This is a genomic window from Pseudomonas sp. W2-17, from assembly GCF_041060445.1.
GTDB lineage: Bacteria > Pseudomonadota > Gammaproteobacteria > Pseudomonadales > Pseudomonadaceae > Aquipseudomonas.
On the sequence record NZ_JAUFNS010000003.1, the window covers coordinates 166,895 to 184,882 of the forward strand.

The 17,988-nt window shown below is 58.8% G+C and carries 12 protein-coding genes; 4 read left to right on the plus strand and 8 right to left on the minus strand.

What is annotated here, in order from left to right:
* Positions 1-6: 6 nt before the first annotated feature.
* Entirely contained in the window at positions 7-3,906 is a 3,900-nt protein-coding gene (gene purL / locus QWI20_RS04895) for a phosphoribosylformylglycinamidine synthase (RefSeq protein ID WP_369304453.1), read from the minus strand.
* Positions 3,907-4,119: 213 nt separating this feature from the next.
* Between purL and mltF the strand changes: the two genes are divergently transcribed.
* Positions 4,120-5,580, plus strand: a complete 1,461-nt coding sequence (mltF, locus tag QWI20_RS04900; RefSeq protein ID WP_369304454.1) for a membrane-bound lytic murein transglycosylase MltF — start codon at positions 4,120-4,122, stop codon at positions 5,578-5,580.
* Positions 5,581-5,613: 33 nt separating this feature from the next.
* On the opposite strand, the gene tadA is transcribed toward mltF, so the two are convergent.
* Together tadA and QWI20_RS04910 are read right to left on the minus strand one after the other, a co-directional pair.
* A complete protein-coding gene (gene tadA, locus QWI20_RS04905) occupies positions 5,614-6,096 on the minus strand; it encodes a tRNA adenosine(34) deaminase TadA (protein ID WP_369304455.1) in 483 nt (160 codons plus the stop codon).
* Positions 6,096-7,469: a multicopper oxidase family protein gene (locus tag QWI20_RS04910; RefSeq protein ID WP_369304456.1), complete on the minus strand. Its 1,374-nt coding sequence runs from the start codon at positions 7,467-7,469 to the stop codon at positions 6,096-6,098. Before QWI20_RS04910 ends, tadA begins: the two co-directional genes overlap by 1 nt.
* A 171-nt stretch (positions 7,470-7,640) precedes the next feature.
* On the opposite strand from QWI20_RS04910, the gene QWI20_RS04915 reads away from it, so the two are divergent.
* Positions 7,641-10,571 carry a DUF6543 domain-containing protein gene (locus QWI20_RS04915; protein ID WP_369304457.1) on the plus strand — a complete coding sequence of 977 codons (2,931 nt, stop codon included), beginning with the start codon at positions 7,641-7,643 and terminating at the stop codon, positions 10,569-10,571.
* 117 nt (positions 10,572-10,688) lie between these two features.
* Here the strand turns inward: QWI20_RS04915 and QWI20_RS04920 are convergent, their stop codons facing one another.
* A complete protein-coding gene (locus QWI20_RS04920; protein ID WP_369304458.1) occupies positions 10,689-10,967 on the minus strand; it encodes a hypothetical protein in 279 nt (92 codons plus the stop codon).
* 36 nt (positions 10,968-11,003) lie between these two features.
* A complete protein-coding gene (locus tag QWI20_RS04925; RefSeq protein WP_369304459.1) occupies positions 11,004-11,825 on the minus strand; it encodes an alpha/beta hydrolase family protein in 822 nt (273 codons plus the stop codon).
* Between the two features lie 482 nt (positions 11,826-12,307).
* On the opposite strand from QWI20_RS04925, the gene QWI20_RS04930 reads away from it, so the two are divergent.
* Both QWI20_RS04930 and QWI20_RS04935 read left to right on the plus strand, forming a co-directional pair.
* Entirely contained in the window at positions 12,308-12,802 is a 495-nt protein-coding gene (locus tag QWI20_RS04930) for an Hcp family type VI secretion system effector (RefSeq protein WP_369304460.1), read from the plus strand.
* Positions 12,803-12,897: 95 nt separating this feature from the next.
* A complete protein-coding gene (locus tag QWI20_RS04935) occupies positions 12,898-13,587 on the plus strand; it encodes a DUF4225 domain-containing protein (protein ID WP_369304461.1) in 690 nt (229 codons plus the stop codon).
* A 627-nt stretch (positions 13,588-14,214) separates the two neighbouring features.
* Here the strand turns inward: QWI20_RS04935 and QWI20_RS04940 are convergent.
* The 3 genes from QWI20_RS04940 to guaB form a co-directional block, all read right to left on the minus strand.
* A complete protein-coding gene (locus tag QWI20_RS04940) occupies positions 14,215-14,556 on the minus strand; it encodes a hypothetical protein (RefSeq protein WP_369304462.1) in 342 nt (113 codons plus the stop codon).
* A 160-nt stretch (positions 14,557-14,716) separates the two neighbouring features.
* Complete coding sequence (gene guaA / locus QWI20_RS04945) at positions 14,717-16,294, minus strand: glutamine-hydrolyzing GMP synthase (RefSeq protein WP_369304463.1); 1,578 nt, start codon at positions 16,292-16,294, stop codon at positions 14,717-14,719.
* 98 nt (positions 16,295-16,392) lie between these two features.
* On the minus strand, positions 16,393-17,862 hold the full coding sequence (guaB, locus tag QWI20_RS04950; RefSeq protein ID WP_369304464.1) for an IMP dehydrogenase: 1,470 nt from the start codon (positions 17,860-17,862) through the stop codon (positions 16,393-16,395).
* Positions 17,863-17,988: the final 126 nt, after the last annotated feature.

The following is a 17,988-nucleotide window of genomic DNA, read 5'->3' on the forward strand; positions in this document are numbered from 1 at the left end:
CAGCGATCAGTTAACCCAGACGCGCGCGTTACGGAACATGCGCATCCACGCCCCATCTTCAGCCCACTCATCCGGACGCCATGAGTTGGTCACGGCGCGGAACACACGCTCAGGGTGCGGCATCATGATGGTCACGCGACCGTCGAGCGTGGTCAGACCCGCGATACCACGGGGCGAGCCGTTCGGGTTGGCGGGATAGGTTTCAGTGACCTTGCCGTGATTGTCGACGAAACGCACAGCAACGGTGCCGGACAGATCGGTTTCAATCAGCGCTTCAGGGGTCTTGAACTCGGCGTGACCCTCACCGTGTGCGATGGCGATCGGCATGTGCGAGCCGGCCATGCCTTGCAGGAAGATCGACGCCGACTTCTGGATTTCGACCATCGCCACGCGCGCTTCGAATTGCTCCGAGCGGTTGCGGACGAAGTGCGGCCAGAACTCGCTGCCCGGGATCAGTTCGCTGAGGTTGGACATCATCTGGCAACCGTTGCAGACACCCAGTGCGAAGCTGTCGCTGCGGGCGAAGAAGCCCTGGAACGCATCCCGTGCGCGGCTGTTGAACAGCGCGGACTTGGCCCAGCCTTCGCCGGCGCCCAGTACGTCGCCGTAGGAGAAACCACCGCACGCCACGAGACCTTTGAAGTCGTTGAGGTCGACGCGACCGGCGAGAATGTCGCTCATGTGAACGTCGACCGAGGCGAAACCGGCGCGGTCGAAGGCAGCCGCCATTTCAACCTGACCGTTGACGCCCTGCTCACGCAGCACCGCCACTTGTGGGCGAACGCCCTTCTTGATGTAAGGCGCAGCGATGTCGTCGTTGACGTCATAGCCCAGCTTCACGTTCAGCCCCGGGTTGTCTTCTTCCAGCAGTGCATCAAATTCCTGATCGGCGCAATCGGCGTTATCACGCAGGCGCTGGATCTGATAGCTGGTTTCGCTCCACTGGCGCTGCAGCAGACGGCGATCGCCTTTGAACACGGAGTCGCCGCTCAGGCTGATGATCACGTCGCTGTTGTTGATCGGCTTACCGATCACGGCGACGCAATCTTCGCCCAGGCCGGCAGCGCTGAACTGCGCGAGCACGAGCGGCGTGGCGTCCTGGCGAACCTGGATCACTGCACCCAACTCTTCGTTGAACAGAATTGCCGCGACTTTTTCGCGCTTGCCGGTCAGCGTGTCGAGTTCGAGGTTCAGGCCACAGTGGCCGGCGAACGCCATTTCCAGCACGGTCGCCATCAAGCCACCGTCGGAACGGTCATGATAGGCCAACAAGTGGCCGTCGGCGTTGAGGCCCTGAATGACGGCGAAGAAGGCTTTGAGGTCTTCGGCGTCATCGACGTCCGGCGCGACGCTGCCGAGCTTGCCGTGGGTCTGGGCGAGAATCGACGCGCCCATGCGGTTCTGGCCACGGCCGAGGTCGATCAGGATCAGATCGGTCAGGCCCTTGTCCATGCGCAGTTGCGGGGTCAGGGTCTTGCGGATGTCGGTGACCGGTGCGAAACCGGTGACGATCAGCGACAGCGGCGAGGTCACGGTTTTTTCGGTGCCTTCGTCGCTCCAGCGGGTCTTCATGGACATCGAGTCCTTGCCCACTGGAATGGTAATGCCCAGCTCGGGGCACAGCTCCATGCCGACCGCTTTCACGGTGTCGTACAGACGCGCGTCTTCGCCCGGGTGACCGGCAGCGGACATCCAGTTGGCGGACAGCTTGATGTCGGAAATCTTGCCGATGCTCGACGCCGCGATGTTGGTCAGGGTCTCGCCGATCGCCATGCGGCCGGACGCCGGAGCGTCCAGCAAGGCCAGCGGCGTGCGCTCGCCCATCGCCATGGCTTCGCCGGTGTACACGTCAAAACTGGTGGCCGTAACGGCGACGTCCGCCACGGGCACTTGCCACGGGCCGACCATCTGGTCGCGATTGACCATGCCGGTGATGCTGCGGTCGCCAATGGTAATAAGGAAGCTCTTGCTTGCCACGGCCGGGTGATGCAGCACGCGCTGCACGCTTTCTTCGATGTCGAGGGCGCTCGGGTCGAAGTCGTCGCCCAGCTCGGTTTCACGCTCGGCCGAACGGTGCATGCGCGGGGCCTTGCCCAGCAGCACTTCCAGCGGCATGTCGACAGGGTTGTTGCCGAAGTGGCTGTCGGTGACGGTCAGTTGCGGCTCTTCAGTCGCCTCACCGACCACCGCGAACGGGCAACGCTCACGTTCGCAGATGGCTTTGAAGCGTTCGAAATCAGGGGCGCTGACAGCCAGAACGTAACGTTCCTGGGACTCGTTGCTCCAGATTTCCAGCGGCGCCATGCCTGGCTCGTCGTTTGGCACGTTGCGCAGCTCGAAGCGGCCACCGCGACCGCCGTCGTTGACCAGTTCCGGGAAGGCGTTGGACAGACCGCCCGCGCCAACGTCATGGATGAACGCGATCGGGTTGGCATCGCCCAGCTGCCAGCAGCGGTCGATGACCTCCTGGCAACGGCGTTCCATCTCCGGGTTTTCACGCTGTACCGAGGCGAAGTCCAGGTCAGCCGAGCTGGTGCCGGTAGCCATGGAGGAAGCCGCGCCGCCACCCAGACCGATCAGCATCGCCGGGCCGCCGAGCACGATCAGCTTGGCGCCGACGGTGATTTCGGCTTTCTGCACATGCCCTTCGCGGATGTTGCCCATGCCGCCTGCGAGCATGATCGGCTTGTGGTAGCCGCGGACTTCATCGCCGTGGGGCGTGCTGATCGACTGCTCGAAGGTACGGAAATAACCGGTCAAAGCCGGGCGACCGAACTCGTTATTGAACGCCGCGCCACCCAGCGGGCCTTCGATCATGATGTCCAGCGGCGTCACGATGCGCTCGGGTTTGCCGAACGGCTTTTCCCACGGCTGCTCGAAACCCGGAATGTTCAGGTTGGACACCGTGAAACCGGTGAGGCCGGCTTTCGGCTTGGCACCACGACCGGTCGCGCCCTCGTCGCGAATTTCGCCGCCGGAACCGGTGGCCGCGCCCGGAAACGGGGCAATCGCCGTCGGATGGTTGTGGGTTTCGACCTTCATCAGAATGTGCACCGGCTCCTGAACCGCACCGTACTCGCGGCTTTCAGGGTTCGGGAAGAAGCGGCCGGCCACGCTGCCGACGATCACCGAGGCGTTGTCCTTGTAAGCGGACAGCACGCCTTCGTTGTGCATCTGATAGGTGTTCTTGATCATGCCGAACAGGCTTTTTTCCTGGCTCTGGCCGTCAATGTCCCAACTGGCGTTGAAGATCTTGTGACGGCAGTGCTCGGAGTTGGCCTGCGCGAACATCATCAGTTCGATGTCGTGGGGGTTGCGCTTGAGGCCGGTGAACGCGTTCACCAGATAATCGATTTCGTCTTCGGCGAGGGCCAGGCCCAGTTCGACGTTGGCTTTTTCCAGGGCCGCACGGCCGCCACCCAGTACGTCGATGGCGATCAGCGGCTTGGGCTCGGAGTGGCTGAACAGGCTCGCGGCCTCTTCCAGCGCGCCCAGTACGATCTGGGTCATGCGGTCGTGCAGCGCGTCGGCGATCAGCTGTGCGTCGGCGTCGCTGAACTGGCCTTCTACATAAAAGGCAATGCCGCGCTCAAGACGCTGGATCTTGGTCAGGCTGCAGTTGCGCGCGATGTCGGTGGCCTTGCTCGACCATGGCGAAATAGTGCCGAAACGCGGGAGGACCAGGAACAGGCGGCCCGCAGGCTCCTGCACCGGTACGCTCGGACCGTATTTCAGCAGGTGGGCAAGCACTTGCTGCTCGTCTTCGGTCAGGACGCCATTGACCTCAGCGAAGTGGGCGAATTCAGCGTACAGGCCACTGACAGCCGGAACTTTATCGTTCAGCTGCGCAAGTAATTTCTTGTGGCGGAAAGCGGAAAGGGCGGGAGCACCACGCAGGATCAACATCGTCGGGACAGCCTCGGGAAGGGGGTGTGCTTTGAGGCCGTGCATTCTAGCCTAATCAGTCTGCGTCGGCACCCGAAACCACGGCATGGCATGCACCCGAATGTCGGCTCCGGGCGCTTGCCTGCGGCGGAAGGTAAAAAATCCTCTGCTCTATCAGACGCAACCCGCGCTGTCGAGATATGGCGGTATGGCTCCTTTGCGTATACTGCACCGATGTTTTCCCTATCAGATTTCCGCCCACGCTGTGCCAAGTGGCTCATCGCAACCGGAATCTTCCTGCTGCTCGGCGCGTGTGTGGAGAAACCCAACACGCTGGAACGAGTCAAGGAGGATGGCGTTCTGCGCGTCGTCACCCGCAACAGCCCGGCGACCTATTTTCAGGACCGCAACGGTGAAACCGGTTTCGAGTACGAACTGGTGAAGCGTTTCGCCGACGATCTGGGCGTTGAACTGAAAATCGAAGCCGCCGACAACCTCGACGACTTGTTCGATCAGATGGGCAAGCCCGGCGGGCCGGTGCTGGCAGCAGCGGGTCTGGTGAGCAGCGAAAACCGCGCGAAGCAGGTCCGTTTTTCCCACTCGTATCTTGAAGTCACCCCGCAGGTCGTTTACCGCAACGGCCAGTCGCGCCCCACCGATCCGGGCGATCTGGTCGGCAAACGCATCCTCGTGCTTAAAGGCAGCAGCCACGCCGAGCAACTGGCAGCGTTGAAGGTCAAGTACCCCGGCATCAACTACGAAGAATCCGATCAGGTCGAAGTCGTCGACCTGCTGCGCATGGTGGACGAGGGCCAGATCGACCTGACCCTGGTGGACTCCAACGAACTGGCCATGAATCAGGTGTATTTCCCCAACGTGCGTGTCGGCTTCGACCTCGGCGATGGCCGCGATCAGCGTTGGGCAGTGGCATTGGGCGATGACAACAGCCTGCTCAACGAGATCAACGCCTACCTCGACAAAATGCAGAAGAACGGCATGCTGCAGCGGCTCAAAGACCGCTATTACGGGCATGTCGACGTGCTCGGTTACGTTGGCGCCTACACTTTCGCCCAGCATTTGCAGGAACGCCTGCCCAAGTACGAAAAGCACTTCCAGGCCGCCGCCAAGGCTGAACAGGTCGACTGGCGCTTGCTGGCGGCGATCGGTTATCAGGAATCCTTGTGGCAGCCGGGCGTGACGTCGAAGACCGGCGTGCGCGGCTTGATGATGCTGACCCAGAGCACGGCGCAGGCGATGGGCGTGTCCAATCGGCTCGACGCCAAACAGAGTATTCAGGGCGGCGCCAAGTATTTTGCCTACGTCAAGGAACAGCTCGACGACTCGATTCAGGAGCCCGATCGCACCTGGCTGGCACTGGCGTCCTACAACATTGGCACAGGCCATCTGGATGACGCGCGCAAGCTGGCGGAAAGCGAAGGCCTGAACCCGAACAAGTGGCTGGACGTTAAGAAGATGCTGCCGCGTCTGTCGCAGAAGAAGTGGTACAGCAAGACCCGCTACGGTTATGCCCGGGGCGGCGAACCGGTCAGTTTCGTCGCCAACATCCGCCGTTATTACGACATCCTGACCTGGGTGACGCAGCCACAGATGGAGGGCGGCCAGGTCGCGGAGGGCTCGCTGCATGTACCCGGAGTCGACAAGACCAAGCCGTCGGAAGAGAAAGCGCCGCTTTAGACAGCGCCAGAATCCGCTCGCCGTCGCGCTGACCTACACCTTCGCCCGCCTCATCCTGAAAAACTCACTCAGCATCGTCCCGCACTCCTCCCCCAGCACCCCGCCTTCAAACAGCACGCGGTGGTTGAGAAACGGCTGCATGAAGAACTGCCCCTGACTCTGCACCACCCCTGCTTTTGGCTCGGTGGCGCCATACACCACGCGGGTGATGCGCGAGTGGACGATCAAACCCGCGCACATGCTGCAGGGTTCCAGGGTCACGTACAGCGTGCTGCCGGGCAGGCGGTAATTGCTGAGTGACTGCGCCGCTGCGCGAATGGCCACCATCTCGGCGTGGGCGCTGGGGTCGCTGCCGCTGATGGGGCAGTTGAAACCGCGGCCCACGATTTCACCGTCCTGCACCACTACCGCGCCGACCGGCACCTCGCCCAGCAACGCACCCTCTGCTGCCAGCGCCAGGGCTTCACGCATGAAGTGCTGATCGCGGCTGCGATCGATGATAGGCGGCTGACGCATCAGGAGACCTCGATAGCGGCCATGAGACCGGTTTCCATGTGATCGATCACATGGCAGTGAAACATCCACACGCCGGGATTATCCGCCACCAAAGCGACGCGCGCGCGCTCATTGCGCCCCAGCAGGTAGGTGTCGGTGAAGTACGGAATCACGTCCTTGCGATTGGAGGCGATGACTTTGAAGCTCATGCCGTGCAAGTGAATGGGATGCTGATACTGCGTCATGTTCTTAAGCTCGAAGATGTAACTCTTGCCTCGTTCAAGCCTGGCGATCGGCCGGTCGGCGCAGGTCTTGTCGGTAATGTCCCAGGCCTGGCCATTGATCTGCCACAAGCTCGGCGGCTTGCCGTTCTCGACATTCACCGACACTGAACCGACCCACTCGAAATTGAAATTGAGCTTCTCGGCGTTGGCCAGATCAGGCTCGGCGACCGGATTCGCCGGCAGCTCAGGCGGCCATTCGCCCGGCGCATCGTTGTTGGCGACCGAGCGAAAGGTGCCCAGCCGCACGGGGCCGTTGCGCAGGGATAATTCTTCACCGACGGCAGGCGCCTTGATCGCCAGACAGATGCGCATGCCCGGCCCCAGCCAGTAATCCTTGCCCAGCGGGCGCGGTTTGACAGGGTTGCCGTCCAGGGCGTAGATCATCGCCTCGGCACCCGGCAGGTTCAGGCGATAGGTCACTGTGTTGTCGAGATTGAGAATGCGCACTCGGGTGATTTGCCCGGCAGGCAGCTCGACGACGCCTTGTGGCACGCCATTGATCGTCGATAGGCGCCCCGCCGTGCCCTCGCGTGCGGCCTCGCGAATGACGCTGAAATCGGTGAAAGCGCCCTCCTCGTCAACGTGCCAGCTCTTCAGGCTGACCACGCGTTCGTGGGCAAACCCGGTGGGCTCGCGCTCCTCGACGATCAGCGGCCCGACCAGCCCGCGACCCAGTTCTTCGCTGCTGCTGACGTGAGGGTGATACCAATAGCTGCCGGCGTCCGGCACGCGGAATTTATAGTCGAAATACTCGCCCGGCTTGACCGGCAATTGCGAGACGTATGGCACGCCGTCCATCTCCAGCGGCAGCCGAATGCCGTGCCAATGAATGGTGGTTTCAACAGGCAGATGATTGATGAAACGTACCCTCAGCCACTCGCCCTGCCTGACCCGCAGTTCAGTGCCCGGCGCAGAACCGCCGAATGCCCAGGCGGGCGTCTGGTGCCCCGCAACCAGCTCGACGTCCAGCGGCGCCGCGATCAGCTCGTAATCGTGCCCTTCGCCCGGCCCGCGCTTGCCCAGCCAGTACCTTGAAGCGCCGCCCGCGCCAAGCCCGACCACGGCAAGACCGGCCAGACCTCCGAGTATCTGTCGACGGGTAAAAGACATGTACGAAAAAACCTCAAACGACGGGTCGCATCCTTGAACGATGCGAGGGGCGGACACGATACACCTGCACTTACAGAAATTTAAGGAGACCGCGTACGCAATACATATTTAGTGCCAAATGAATCGGCAATCCCGCCAAGCTTGTCTTCCCGTTCATCATGGAAGACGAATATGACCACCGAAGTTAATCACCTGTCCTCCGCAACCCTGGACCAAGATCGAACCGCTCTCATCAAAATGAGTAAGCGTCTGGTCGAGGCTTGCCCTGACATGCGCGAAATGGCGCGCAGCATCGCCCGGGAAATCCTCCTGCGTCAGACCGGTCACGACACCGAGCCAGACACGGTTTACTGGCACCGTTTCCACACGGCGGTCAGCAGTCCGCGCTCATTCAATGGCTGGCAGCACCGCGATGCGCCCTATCAATCGATGACCCTCCCGCAGCTGGTCATGCACCGTTTCAACCCCCACGATCAGGACAATGCCGACACCCTGCAGATGCTCAGCGGCTTCTACACTGCAGGTCCCGATGCAGACGCATTCGATGAGCGCAATGAGATCAGGATGCTGCCCGCGCAGGTCATGAGCGACTTCTGGGCCGTGGACTTCAAGTCCCGCTATCAAGAGATGTTGAAGGCATTCTGGCGCGACTTCGCCGACGATTTCCGCACCCTGGCCAAGGCCAACTTCATCGCCAGCGCCCTCGAAGACCGTCAAGCGGGATGGCTCAGCGAAGAGGATTTCAGAAGCGTCTTGCGCGCGGCCGTCGAACCCTCCGAGCAACCGAGCCTGCAAACCCTTCAAGCCAGCGCTCCGGCCAGCGCCGAATCGGGCGTCTGGACTTTCGACGTGATCGGCTACGAGGCCAGCGATATCCTGCGCATCGTGACCTCGGGCGGCCGACAGATTCTCTACACCCCCGGCGAAGTGCAGGCGTTTCATGCTTTTGCGACGCCGGAAGAATTGCACGGGTGGCTGCTGTCGCAAAACAACCGCCCGGAACGGCGAGCTCGTTTCATGGGGCATTTCCCGTTGTCGGCCCACGGTGAGGCGGATGAAAACATCGGGTTGTTTCACGGCCTGGATGTGCTCTACACCACGTGGGGCGCGGCGCATCCCGGCGTGATCAATCAACACAGTCAGCCCGTTCCGGGCGACCCGTTCACTCATCTGCGCGACTCAATCCGCACGCGGATGTTTGCCGACGCAGACCTGGCGCTGCACTCCAACGGCGACCTGCGCGAACAGATGTGGATTGGTTATCTGCGGTCGTTCTCCCAGCTTTCCGGTGCGCTGGCAGCGATTGACTGGCCGATTGCGCTGGCAGCCGTCGGCGCGGGCATCGCCGACATGGGCCTAAATATCGATCAGGCTGTAAACGGCGCGAGCACGGCGCAACGCAAGGCGGGGGTCATCGGCGCTGTGACGGCCAGCATCGACGTCCTGTTCAACAGCACCTTTCTTGTCGGCGGGGAGGCGATATCGGAAGGCGAGTTGCTGCGGCCTGAACCCGAGGGGGAACCAGCACCCGAAGTCGATGAGCCTATTGATCAATTCGTTGAAACGCCGGGCTTCGAACCAGCATCCGTTTATCCCTTTGAACGCAACGATGGGCTGGCCTCCTTCGAGACCAACATGCTGCTGGATGCCTTCGAACCCATACGCGAAGAAGGCCGCATGAAAGGCATCTACCTGACTGATCAGGGCGAGACGTTTATCGAGATCGATGGCTTCGCCTACGCCGTTCGCTACATCAACGAGCTCAAATCCTGGGCCATCATTGATCCGGAAAATCCTTTCTCGTTTTACCGAAACATGCCTGTGCGCCTGAACGCTGCCGGGGCGTGGGAGCCCGTCACACCCTTGGGCCTGTCAGGCGGCGGGAAGGTGCTCGGCAAGATCGGGCCCGGTCGTGGTGTCGGCGTTTCTCCGCAGACGACCACCCTTCCCAGCCCATACGAAATCCCCGACGCGCTGAAACCGGAGGTCATGGATGGCGCGCAGTACGGCGGTCGCTTTGTCGATGATCGTTATCACAGCCCCGACTTTGGCAAGCCCGATCCCTACGACGAGTTCAAGCGAATCCGTCGCAATCTGCGCGATGACGCCAACGCATTCTTCAACACGCTGGAACTGCCAAAGCGTCCAGAGATTCCCGAGCTGCCTGCCAACGCGCCGCTCAAAAGTGCTCTCAAGAGCCTATTCAAACGCTCATCGGGCCTGGTCATCGGCGAGAGTCATGCCGGGATCGGCAGCAAGCAATTTCTCATTGAACAGATGCCGTTACTCGCCAAGCTCAAGGTGAAAACCCTCTACATGGAGCACATGCTCACCGACTTCCATCAGGCTGATCTGGATGCTTTTTCGAGAACCGGCACTTTGTCGTCTCAGCTCGAGGAGTACATAAAGACGCTGGACAAAGGCCATCGAACTGACCCAACCGGAAAGTACACCTTCATGGCCGTGCTCAAATCCGCGCAAGAAAACCGCGTGCGCATCCGGGCAATCGACTGCATGGCGAGCTACCGCGTCGACGGCATGGAAGGCGCGGGGCAAACACTGCGACAGAAGGTGATGAATTATTACGCCAAAGGGGTCATCAATACGGATCAGGGGGCCAGAAGCGGCGGCAACTGGGTAGCACTTGTGGGTAACTCCCACGCTAATACCTACCAGGGCGTTGCCGGTGTCGCAGAACTGGAAGGTGCTGTAGGGCTGCGAATTGAGGACATTCGTGTGACTGAGTCAGCGGGAATAACCCCAGACCCCGGCGTCGAAACCACCGACACGCTGGGCCGCCATGCGGGACGGGTGCAAAGCGATCTGCGGCTGCAGGTTCTCATCGCCGCGCCCCGGACGGACCTCGGCCTGGAGAACAAACTGCTTCGACCGGGCATGTTCACCCTCGATGACAGTGACGGTCAGTTGACCCTTGTTCACCGCAGCAATGAAGGCATTGCGGTTCGTACCGAGATCAAACGGGAGAGCAAGCGCGTCTTTATCGATCGGCCAAAGTGGCAGCGGGTGAGCGGACGTCGGTTTGAGACGTTGGGGGATTTGACGTCAGCGCTGGAGCTGATGGGGATGACGTGGGTGCGTTGAGGCTTCATGTGTGAAAAAACCGAGTGAGGCCTTGGCGGCTTCACTCAGCTTTTTGGGAGGAGCTCGGTCTCGACAATGCTCACGACGCGACACCCAAGCGGGGTTGTACAGAGCATCTCATTGCCGCGTCAGCGGCAGGTTGTCCTGCCAGCCTTTTAACAACGTCGTATTTTCCGCAATAAGGTGACAGGTCTGACCCGTCGTTTCGCGGCACGTGCCGAGCGCCAGCTGTTCCGCCTTCTTGAGCGAACGCGTCCCGAACCGCCAGAAAAGGCCGGTGCCTACCTTGGAGACGGCCATGGCTTTCTCGGTAACACTTTCAACGTAGGCCTCGGCGTTCGCACAGTCTTTCGGCCCGAGCTTTGAAAGGAGCGGCATCAACGCGCTGTCGTCCATGGCCGGAAGATGGTTGTGTTTCAGAAACGCTTTGATCTAAGGTTTCAGCAGGATGTTGGCCGTTCGCTTGTAAAGGGTGTGCCCGTTGTCACTGAAGGCCGGCAGCGCCACGTAATCAGCGTTGCCGCCCTGGGAGCGATAACCCGCGAACATCTGCGCGACAAGGTCCGGGCCAAAATAGAGATCGTTTGCCGCATACATCCAGAGCGTCGGCGTCGGATTGTCTTTTCCGAATTTGGTGAAATTTCGTACAAGGTCTGCTTGAAATAACGGGCACTTATCGGGGGACCCTACCTGGGTGTAGTGATAAACGCCGCCAGATAGACTGATCACCGCGGTCAATGGCCGCCCCGGTTGAGCCGCTAGGTCCATCATTGCACCGCTACCTATCGAAATACCGACCCCCAACGCCATGGACGGGTCCACGTCCGGACGCTTGCGAAGAGCGGTCAGTACCGCGCCAAGCTCCTTGCCATGGGCATCAAGAAACCTGGCGACTGTAGGGTGGGCGCAATCTCCCCCGCCTTCGATAAAACGCCCAGTCGAGCGCCCATAGCCCGGCCACCCGACTGAAGCGGCAAGCCAGCCTCGGTGTGCGAAATCGTGTGCGATGTGGGAAAGCCAATCGGCGTGAACTGCCGAGGGAGAGTCTCCCGCAGAACCGTTGACTATCAATGCTATGGGAAACTTGCCAGCGTGCGCAGGACGGACGATCAAGGCATCGATCTTTTCGAAATGGGAGCCGATTTTGATCGGCAACATCAACTGATCTACGCGCACCGCCGTGTCGGCGGACGCCTGACCAGCACAGAGAAACAGCACAGACATCAAAATCATCAAACGTCGAACTGATTGCATCGTAGAACACCCGCTTTACGCGTGCCTGACGAAGACAAACCCTGTCGTTTTTGCGAATTGCTGATTCGCGTGATCAGGTGATCCCTCAGCCGTGGCGGATAACATGCCACATCGCCACGGTGCTTGGCGATACATCCCCCTGCCAAATTTTGACCGGCTTTCTAAAAGCAAAAAGCCCGCTTGTATGCGAGTTTCAGGGTGTTTCTTGCTATCGGGTGCCGGACACTCAATCATTCCCACCCAACCAGACAATAAAAACTATTAAAATCAATAAGTTGTGATTCAATTTCAATCAGAAACCATTTAACTCAAATTATTACTGATGATTGCATGCCTACTATCAGATACACCTGTCAACTGGCGACGCTCCTATCACCTATCAACCTGCGCCCAACCAGCCCAACCCCATGTCGGGCTGGTAATTCGTGCTGAAACTCAGTTAGTGTTCTGACCTCAATTATGTGAAAAGCAGGGAGCTAAGCATGTCATTTGATGCATTTATGAAGGTTGAAGGGGTTGAGGGTGAGTCTCTTGACGATGGGCACAAAGGTTGGATCGAATTACTTTCCTATCACTACAACGCCATGCAGCCCATCAGTCAGACTGCCAGCTCCAGTGGTGGAGCCACTGCGGGAGGTGTTTCCCTCGGCGATTTCCAGATCAGCAAATATGTGGACAGAGCGACCCCGAAGCTATTTGAGCTTTGCTGTAGAGGTTCGCATATCAAAAATGTGACCATTAGAATCCACCGTGCAGGAACTGAAAAATTTAAGTATCTGGACATCGTACTTGAAGAGGTTCTGATTTCATTAGTAAGCGGTCAAGGTGACGACCAATCAGGTTTCCCTATAGAGGTAGTAAACCTTAATTACGGCCGCATTAAATTTGAATACTCACAACAAAATCGTGCTAATGGCGGAAGTGCCGGTATCATTTCTGGGGGATGGGACAGGACTGCTAACAAGCCATTTGCTTAAGTAAATGGATTGGGTGCCATTTGATAAAACGGAAAACTGATCTCAGGGACAGAGAAATGGCTAACCGCATATACAGCACCTGCAGGGAATGAATAATGAAATCAACAGACGAAAACAGAACAAACTATCTGATGGTTAGTACTGCCGCTGAAAAACTAGGCGAGCAAGCCTGTACATTGGGTCTTAGGCATATCCAAAACGGCACACTGCGCTTGCAATTCAACCGAGAAATCGCCTATTACGCTAAAAGCATTATCAATGACGTTTCCGAAGGCAAAAAAAGTCCCGAACAGGGACTAAAAGAACTAAAAGATGAACAAAATAGCTTATTTTCTCAATCATTGGAGGTTGCCAAAAAAGGCATTGGAGCAGTCGCCGGAGCAATGCAATTCGCAGCGGGTGCGGGCATTTGCTATGGCTCCCTAGGTACGCTATGCCTCGTTGCAGGTGTACCAATTATGGCTCATGGTGCAAATAACGTTTATGAAAACGGACGCAACCTTTGGGAGGGGCGTAGTGATACAGAAGGCCCAGTCAGAAAGGGATACCAAGCAGCAGCGAAAGCAGTTGGTTACGGAGCACGAGAAGGAAATATGGCCTACGGATCAGCCGACCTCGCGATGTCTGTATATGGTGTAACTAAGCTGATCTTAAAACCAGATGCCTGGCGCCTATTTAGATATATTAGAACTGACTATGTTCGTGCATATAGAAATACGTCAGTACCTGTATTAGTGCTAGACAGGGCCGCCGACGCCATCACAGTAGACGGAATGCAAAAATAGTGAACCAACAAAAAGCTGGACGCATCATTTCAAACGCAAGAGTTTATTTTTTTGCGATTGCGTGCGCTGCCTTTCATTCAGTATGGATATTGCTTCTCGTTAATTATTTCTTTGATTTAAGCATTTTCGTGGCCAGGTTTATTGCGGCAATATGTTTTATCATGATTTCATTATTGTGCATTAAATTATTCCATAGAAAAATAACCAGGCTTTGAGGCGCAACCAAGCTTCGCTGAGATTAAGAATTATCACTAGCCATACTCGCCCTGAACATGGTGTCAGAGTCCAGACAACGAATTGAAGACTCGTTCCCCTTCTTGATTCGCCTACAGACCTAACCAAGCCGCAGATGTGCGAAGGCTGACAGCTCAACGTCAAGTCCTGCAGCAAATGCAATACCCATAGATTGTTGCCCGTGAGAAGCTCGACCAGACCTTATTCGTCAGGCTGCCCAAGCGCCACGCGATGATAACGTTAGCGCGTCGCGCGATAAACCTGAAACCGAGTGAAGCAGTGGCGGTTTCACTCGGCTTTTTGGGGACGACAAGGTGGTGAGCCTGTCCCGTAGGGGGGGAGATTACACTTTCACAAAACGAGGACCGTTGACTAACCGACGCCATTTTTCCATCAGCTGTTGCAATGGTTAAGGATCGCAGTCATCAAATCCTGCACGTCGTCACTAAGGCGATTATCAATAACATCTGCCACCCAAGAGCAGCCCGCCTTGAGCAAGTGTTTGCGCCAGTCGCCTGGCCAATCTTCGAGGTCTAACAAGCTCAATCGGATTGCACCACCACGTTCCGCATGTCCACCTCCTATCGACTTCTCAAAACAGAATGGTTTATCCGGTTCGCCGGGGATGATGTGGAACACATAAAACCAATGGCCCGGCTCAACGGCATTATTCTTCGCCCCTATTGTAATCCAGCGCGACTCCGGAACAGGAGCATCAGTTACGGATGAGTTCATTTGCGGTTCGCCATTTCCGTGGTTTTATCCCAGATTTGCCCTCCTGTATTGATTGCAGAAGCTGCCAACATTTGCCAGACCCAAAAAGCCAAAAGCCCGCAATTAAGCGGGCTTCAGGGTGTTTCTCGCTAGATCGCGCCGGACCATGCCGGCCACCCCATCATTCCCACTCAATCGTCGCAGGCGGCTTGCTCGACACGTCATAAGTAACGCGTGAAATGCCTTCGATCTCATTGATGATCCGGCCACTGACCGTTTCCAGCAGCTCGTAAGGCAGGTGTGCCCAACGTGCGGTCATGAAGTCGATGGTTTCGACGGCACGCAGGGCGACGACCCAGGCGTAACGACGGCCGTCGCCAACCACGCCAACCGATTTCACCGGCTGGAAGACAACGAAGGCCTGGCTGACTTTGTGGTACCAGTCGGCTTTGCGCAGTTCTTCGATGAAGATGTGGTCGGCGCGACGCAGCAGGTCGGCGTATTCCTTCTTTACTTCACCGAGGATGCGCACGCCCAGGCCCGGCCCCGGGAATGGGTGGCGGTAGACCATGTCGTACGGAAGGCCGAGTTCGAGGCCCAGACGACGGACTTCGTCCTTGAACAGTTCGCGCAGTGGCTCGACCAGTTTCAGGTTCATCTCTTCCGGCAGGCCGCCCACGTTGTGGTGCGACTTGATGACGTGGGCCTTGCCGCTTTTGGCGCCAGCGGACTCAATCACGTCAGGGTAGATGGTGCCCTGGGCCAGGTACTTGATGTTGTCAAGCTTGGTCGACTCGGCGTCGAACACGTCGATGAAGGTGCGCCCGATGATCTTGCGCTTCTTCTCTGGATCGCTTTCGCCGGCCAGGTTGTTGAGGAACTGGTCCTCAGCGTTGGCGCGGATCACCTTGACGCCCATGTTCTCGGCGAACATGGCCATGACTTGCTCGCCTTCGTGCAGGCGCAGCAGGCCGTTGTCGACGAACACGCAGGTCAGTTGGTCGCCGATGGCTTTGTGCAGCAGCGCTGCGACCACCGAGGAGTCAACACCGCCGGACAGGCCCAGCAGCACGTTGTCGGTGCCGACCTGGGCGCGAACCTGGGCGATGGCGTCTTCAGCGATCTTCGACGGGGTCCATAACGCTTCGCAGCCACAAATGTCGAGAATGAAGCGCGACAGGATGCGACCGCCCTGCTTGGTGTGGGTCACTTCCGGGTGGAACTGCACGCCGTAGTAGCCGCGGGTGTCGTCGGCCATGCCGGCGATCGGGCAGCTCGGGGTGCTGGCCAGTACGTGGAAGCCTTCCGGGATCTCGGTGACTTTGTCGCCGTGGCTCATCCACACGTCGAGACCGAAAACGCCGTCGGCGTCGACGTGGTCTTCGATGCCATCCAGCACGCGGCTCTTGCCAACGATATCGACGCGGGCGTAACCGAACTCACGCATTTCGGAGCCGGCGACGCGGCCACCGAGTTGCTCGGCCATGGTCTGCATGCCGTAGCAGATCCCGAAGATCGGCACGTTCAGCTCGAACACGGCCTGGGGCGCGCGCGGGCTGTCGGCAACGTGGACGGACTCGGGGCCGCCGGCGAGGATGATGCCTTTCGGGGCGAATTCGCGGATCGCTTCGTCCGACATGTCGAACGGGTGCAGTTCGCAGTACACGCCGATTTCGCGAACGCGACGGGCGATCAGCTGGGTGTACTGGGAACCGAAGTCCAGGATCAGGATGCGGTGGGCGTGAATGTCGAGGGCCATAGTCATTCTCGTCGAAAATCAGAAACAAGACGGGGCTGTCATGAACAGCCCCGGTACACAATTCGTGAAACGCACCTGAGTCATCAGGCGCGTTCCGATCAACCTACGCGGTAGTTCGGCGCTTCCTTGGTGATCTGCACGTCGTGAACGTGGGACTCAGCCATGCCGGCACCGGTGATGCGCACGAACTCGGGCTTGGTGCGCATTTCGTGGATGTCGGCGCTGCCGGTGTAACCCATCGAGGAACGCAGGCCGCCCATCAACTGGTGAACGATGGCAGTCAGCGAACCCTTGTACGCAACGCGGCCTTCGATACCTTCCGGTACGAGTTTTTCCGCACCATCGGACGAGTCCTGGAAGTAACGGTCCGACGAGCCCTGGGCCTGGGACATGGCGCCCAGCGAACCCATGCCGCGATAAGCCTTGTACGAACGGCCCTGGAACAGCTCGATCTCGCCCGGTGCTTCTTCGGTCCCGGCAAACATCGAACCCATCATCACGCAGTACGCACCGGCAACGATGGCCTTGGACAGGTCACCCGAGAAACGGATGCCGCCGTCGGCGATCAGGGGAACGTCTGTGCCTTCCAGCGCCGAAGCCACGTTGGCAATGGCGCTGATTTGCGGGACGCCCACGCCAGCCACGATACGGGTGGTGCAAATGGAGCCAGGACCGATGCCGACCTTGACGCCGTCAGCGCCGGCTTCGACCAGTGCCCGTGCAGCGGCGCCGGTGGCAATGTTGCCGCCGATGACTTGCACGTCAGGGAAGTTCTGTTTGACCCAGCGAACGCGGTCGATCACGCCTTTTGAGTGGCCATGTGCGGTATCGACAACGATGACGTCCACGCCCGCAGCAACCAGTGCGCTGACGCGTTCGCCGGTGTCTTTACCGGTGCCGACCGCAGCGCCGACACGCAGACGACCCTGGTCGTCCTTGCTCGCCAGAGGCCAGGCTTTGGATTTCTCGATGTCCTTGACGGTCATCATGCCCTTGAGCGCGAACTTGTCGTCGACGATCAGGACTTTTTCCAGACGGTGCTTGTGCAGCAGATCGCGCACTTCGTACTTGTCGGCGCCTTCGCGGACGGTGACCAGACGCTCTTTCGGCGTCATCACTTCGCGAACAGGCACATCAAGACGGGTTTCAAAGCGAACGTCGCGGGAGGTCACGATGCCGACGAGCTCGCCGTCATGCAGGACCGGAACGCCGGAGATGTTGTGTTGACGGGTCAGTTCGAACAGGTCGCGAACGGTGGCGTCAGCCTCGATGGTGATCGGATCCTTGACCACACCCGCTTCGAACTTCTTGACCTTGCGCACTTCGGCAGCTTGCTGCTCGACGGTCATGTTCTTGTGGATGATGCCGATGCCGCCTTCCTGAGCCATGGCGATTGCCAGACGGGCTTCAGTGACGGTGTCCATAGCGGCGGAAACGAGGGGGATGTTGAGTTCGATGCCACGGGTCAATCGTGTTTTCAGACTGACTTCGTTGGGAAGCACCTCGGAATAACCGGGCACAAGGAGAATGTCGTCGAATGTAAGGGCTTCTTGGCTTATACGCAGCATCGCTGGGCTCCCGAGCGGGAAAATGGAAGCGCGCCATTGTACCCAGACACCTCCACTATCTCAATGTAAAGATCAGGCTATTTACTAATGAATAGGATTAATGCGCCCAATGACTGCGGCGAAGAT

Coding starts and splice junctions, on each gene's coding strand:
- purL (WP_369304453.1), bottom strand. CDS start 3,906: ATGTTGATCCTGCGTGGTGCTCCCGCCCTTTCCGCTTTCCGCCACAAG.
- mltF (WP_369304454.1), top strand. CDS start 4,120: ATGTTTTCCCTATCAGATTTCCGCCCACGCTGTGCCAAGTGGCTCATC.
- tadA (WP_369304455.1), bottom strand. CDS start 6,096: ATGCGTCAGCCGCCTATCATCGATCGCAGCCGCGATCAGCACTTCATG.
- QWI20_RS04910 (WP_369304456.1), bottom strand. CDS start 7,469: ATGTCTTTTACCCGTCGACAGATACTCGGAGGTCTGGCCGGTCTTGCC.
- QWI20_RS04915 (WP_369304457.1), top strand. CDS start 7,641: ATGACCACCGAAGTTAATCACCTGTCCTCCGCAACCCTGGACCAAGAT.
- QWI20_RS04920 (WP_369304458.1), bottom strand. CDS start 10,967: ATGGACGACAGCGCGTTGATGCCGCTCCTTTCAAAGCTCGGGCCGAAA.
- QWI20_RS04925 (WP_369304459.1), bottom strand. CDS start 11,825: ATGCAATCAGTTCGACGTTTGATGATTTTGATGTCTGTGCTGTTTCTC.
- QWI20_RS04930 (WP_369304460.1), top strand. CDS start 12,308: ATGTCATTTGATGCATTTATGAAGGTTGAAGGGGTTGAGGGTGAGTCT.
- QWI20_RS04935 (WP_369304461.1), top strand. CDS start 12,898: ATGAAATCAACAGACGAAAACAGAACAAACTATCTGATGGTTAGTACT.
- QWI20_RS04940 (WP_369304462.1), bottom strand. CDS start 14,556: ATGAACTCATCCGTAACTGATGCTCCTGTTCCGGAGTCGCGCTGGATT.
- guaA (WP_369304463.1), bottom strand. CDS start 16,294: ATGGCCCTCGACATTCACGCCCACCGCATCCTGATCCTGGACTTCGGT.
- guaB (WP_369304464.1), bottom strand. CDS start 17,862: ATGCTGCGTATAAGCCAAGAAGCCCTTACATTCGACGACATTCTCCTT.